This is a genomic window from Actinomyces oricola, assembly GCF_004104015.1.
Classification (GTDB): Bacteria; Actinomycetota; Actinomycetes; order Actinomycetales; family Actinomycetaceae; genus Actinomyces; species Actinomyces oricola.
Genome location: NZ_RYFV01000062.1, coordinates 1 through 1545 on the forward strand (window position 1 = coordinate 1; position 1545 = coordinate 1545).

General features: G+C 57.2%; 1 protein-coding gene and 1 CRISPR repeat array. The gene reads right to left on the reverse strand.

Going from position 1 to position 1545, the window contains the following annotated elements; genetic code table 11:
• Positions 1-356 precede the first annotated feature (356 nt).
• A CRISPR array of direct repeats spans positions 357-1268; the repeat unit is 37 nt; unit sequence GTCAGAAAGCACCTCGCACCATAAGGTGCATTAAGAC.
• Between the two features lie 78 nt (positions 1269-1346).
• The coding region (locus EUC46_RS13505; protein WP_421701860.1) for a hypothetical protein at positions 1347-1545 on the reverse strand (199 nt) is incomplete at its 5' end.

Consider the following 1545-nt stretch of genomic DNA (forward strand, 5'->3'; position numbering starts at 1 on the left):
AAGCCCTCCAGAGAGTCACCCTCGACCCCAAGGCCATCACCACCATCACCGCCACCGCACTCGTCATCATCAACCTCAATAAAGACACCCGGTGAGAAAGGCTCAATATAACGATCCGGTCCTGTCAAGGGGCTTTGGTCCTGGGTGGGGGTGGTGTTGGAGGGGGACTTTTCGGCTTGGCGTCGTTGGAAGTTGTTTGCCGGGGGCGTGGAAGTGGCGTCGGTGGCGAGTGGCGTGATTGCAGGGAGAAGTGGCAGAATGGGGGCGGTGCTAGCCACCCCGTTGGGGTGCTTGCGGGGCCGGTGGCGATCCGGGCCCTCGAAGTGGCGTCATGACGCGGCTTCTGGGGCAGGGGGGTCAGAAAGCACCTCGCACCATAAGGTGCATTAAGACTCGACAGTAGACCCGTCATGACATGTGCGAAGGCTTGTCAGAAAGCACCTCGCACCATAAGGTGCATTAAGACCTAATGAAGAGCCGGCAGCAATGAGTTGATTCGGGTCAGAAAGCACCTCGCACCATAAGGTGCATTAAGACATAAGCGGCGCCCGCGATGACCTCCGTGCCCAGACGGGTCAGAAAGCACCTCGCACCATAAGGTGCATTAAGACGTGCGCACCAGCGCCTGAAGGCGCTGATGGCGCTGGTCAGAAAGCACCTCGCACCATAAGGTGCATTAAGACGTATAGGACAGGATCTCTGTCTCGCCACCTCCTTAGGTCAGAAAGCACCTCGCACCATAAGGTGCATTAAGACTATAAGCTTTTTCATGGGGCCCTCACACTCGGTGCAGTCAGAAAGCACCTCGCACCATAAGGTGCATTAAGACCTACTGCCCGCCCCGGACCTGTCGTGCGGATCTTAGTAGTCAGAAAGCACCTCGCACCATAAGGTGCATTAAGACGGAATCCTAACCTCCGTGACAACCTCTTCCTCCCGTCAGAAAGCACCTCGCACCATAAGGTGCATTAAGACAACAAGGAATGCTAGTAGTAAGCAGCCGCCTATTACTGTCAGAAAGCACCTCGCACCATAAGGTGCATTAAGACTCTTAGAGATCGTCCTACACCACGGCCCAGACACAGCTGTCAGAAAGCACCTCGCACCATAAGGTGCATTAAGACCCGCACATAGCCCCCGTCCAGAGGCAGGACGTCGGCGTCAGAAAGCACCTCGCACCATAAGGTGCATTAAGACGAGTTGCCGCGAACATCGTTGCGGCAATGGTAATGTCAGAAAGCACCTCGCACCATAAGGTGCATTAAGACGTCAAAGCCTCTGAGTCGTGAGGACTCTTTGGCGGGGTCAGAAAGGGTGGTGTCATAGGGTCGTAGCAACAGTGCTGGTTAGAGGCGGGAGGTTGTGTTGGGTGGGATGTTGACGATGTCGGATCGGGCTGCGATCGCACGGGGGCTGGCGCAGGGCTGGTCGTTGCGCAGGATCGCTGAGCGGATCGGTCGTGATGTCTCGGTGGTCTCGCGGGAGATCGCCCGCAACCAGTAGGGCTTGTGGGTATCGGCCCGTGGGCGCGGACGTGACCGCGCA